The organism is Inquilinus sp. (assembly GCF_057815775.1).
Genome location: NZ_JBYRFX010000265.1, coordinates 1 through 2,238, shown reverse-complemented (window position 1 = coordinate 2,238; position 2,238 = coordinate 1). Strand labels below are relative to the sequence as shown.

The window sequence follows — 2,238 nt, the reverse complement described above, 5'->3', positions numbered from 1 at the left end:
CCTTCGGTCCGTCCCAGCTGCCCGGCAGCTACAAATTCGGCGCCTGGTACGACACCTCGACCGCGAACGACGTCTTCCGGGATGACGATGGCAATCCCGAGGTGCTCACCGGCCGGCCGTTCGAGGACCGGCACGGGCGCTACGGCGCCTATATCAACTTCCTTCAGCAGGTCACGCGCCCCGATGCCAGCAACCCTGGCCGGGGGCTGAGCCTGTTCCTCAACGCCACCATCGCCGACCAGCGGACCTCGGTGATCGACAACCAGATCGCGCTCGGCCTGATCTACACCGGGCCGTTCGATGCCCGCCCGGCGGACGAGATCGGCTTCGCCTTCGGGCGCACCCATGTCAACGACCGCGTGGCCAAGGGCCAGCGGCTGCTGGACAATGCCGGGCTCGGCCCCGTGGCGGTGCAGGATTCCGAATATGCCTTCGAGCTCTATTACGGCCTGCAGGCGACCGACTGGCTGATGGCGCGGCCCAACATCCAGTACATCCACCTTCCCGGCGGCACCAGCCACAACGATGACGTCCTGGTGCTTGGCCTGAAGACCTCCATCGATTTCTAGAGACCGCCTGGAAACGGGCCGGCGCGGCCGTCTGATGGCGGCCTCTCGGCTTCCGGTGCTCACGGACCCAAACGTCCGCTGCGCGCCGGTTCTCGAATCCACCACCAGCCGACTCACGCCAACCCGTTTCCAAACGATCTCTGACGCGGTTCCGGTCGGTGCCGGAGCGTTTGTCGCTCGACCGCACCGCAGGATCGGTGGACAATCGCGGCAACAAAAGCCGGGGGGCTGCGTTCTGGGAGTGCTTTCGGGCCATCGTCGATGGGCCGGCGACTGACCGTGCTGAGCGGGGGATCCAGACATGCCACTTCCATCGACACCACAGCCGAGATCGCGGCCGATCCTCCTGATATCAGGGTTGGTCTATGGCCTGATCGGCCTGGCGCTGGCGGCGGGCGGCGTCTGGCTTGGCCTGCTCGGCGGCTCGCTCTACTACGTCGTCGCCGGTGTCGGCATCCTGGTCACGGGCGGGCTGCTGATGGCCGGGCGGCCGGGGGCCCTGTGGGTCTATGCCGCCGTGCTGATCGGAACGCTGGCCTGGGCGGTCGCCGAGATCGGCTTCGACTGGTGGCCGCTCGCCGCCCGCGGCGATGTCATCTTCGTGCTGGGGCTGTGGCTGCTGATGCCATGGATCACGCGGCCGCTCAGCCATCCCGCCGGGCCATCGCGCATGATTATGACCCTGCCGCTGTGGGCCGGGGTGGTCGCGAGCGTGGTGGTGCTGGCGGTCGGCCTGTTCTCCACCTATCACGAGGTCCATGGCACGATCGCCGCCGCCGCATCCCCGCCGCCGCAGCCGCCCGCCGGTCAGCCGGATGAGGATTTGCGCGCCTATGGCCGGACCGAATCCGGTCAACGCTATTCGCCGCTGGCCGAGATCACCCCGGCGAATGCCAAGAACCTCAAGGTCGCCTGGACCTTCCGCACCGGCGACCTGCCCGGGCCGAACGATCCCGGGGAGACCACTTTCGAGGTCACGCCGATCAAGGTGCGGGACACACTCTATCTCTGTTCCCAGCACCAGCGCCTGTTCGCCCTCGACGCCAAGACCGGCACGCTGCGCTGGTCCTACGACCCCAAGGTGCAGAACAACCCGACCTTCCAGCACCTGACCTGCCGCGGCGTCTCCTACCATGAGACCGCGGCCGGGGCGGTCGACACCACGGGGAAGCCGGCGCCGGCCGATTGCCCGCGCACCATCTTCCTGCCGGTCAATGACGGCCGCATGATCGCGCTCAACGCCGACAGCGGCGCGCTGTGCCAGAGCTTCGGCGACCACGGCACGCTGAACCTGCAGGAGGGGATGGGCGTGCAGACGGCCGGCTTCTACGAGCCGACCTCGCCGCCGAACGTCAGCGACAAGATCATCGTCATCGCCGGCTCCGTGATCGACAACTACTCGACGCAGGAGCCCTCGGGCGTCATCCGCGGCTTCGACATCCACACCGGAAAGCTGGTCTGGGCCTGGGATGCCGGGGCGGTGGACGAGAACGCGCTGGCCTCCGCGACCCACACCTACACGAACAATTCGCCCAATTCGTGGATGACCGCGTCCTACGACCCGAAGCTGGGCCTGGCCTACATGCCGATGGGCGTGCAGTCGCCCGACATCTGGGGCGGCAACCGCACCCCGGAATCGGAGCGGTATTCGAGCGCGCTGGTGGCGCTG

General features: G+C 67.7%; 2 protein-coding genes. Both read left to right on the top strand.

Going from position 1 to position 2,238, the window contains the following annotated elements; genetic code table 11:
- A partial coding sequence (locus tag AC3XYG_RS09285) for a carbohydrate porin (RefSeq protein ID WP_489139537.1) occupies positions 1-569 on the top strand: 569 nt, incomplete at its 5' end.
- 301 nt (positions 570-870) lie between these two features.
- Positions 871-2,238: PQQ-binding-like beta-propeller repeat protein (locus tag AC3XYG_RS09280; protein ID WP_489139536.1), on the top strand; the 1,368-nt coding region annotated here is incomplete at its 3' end.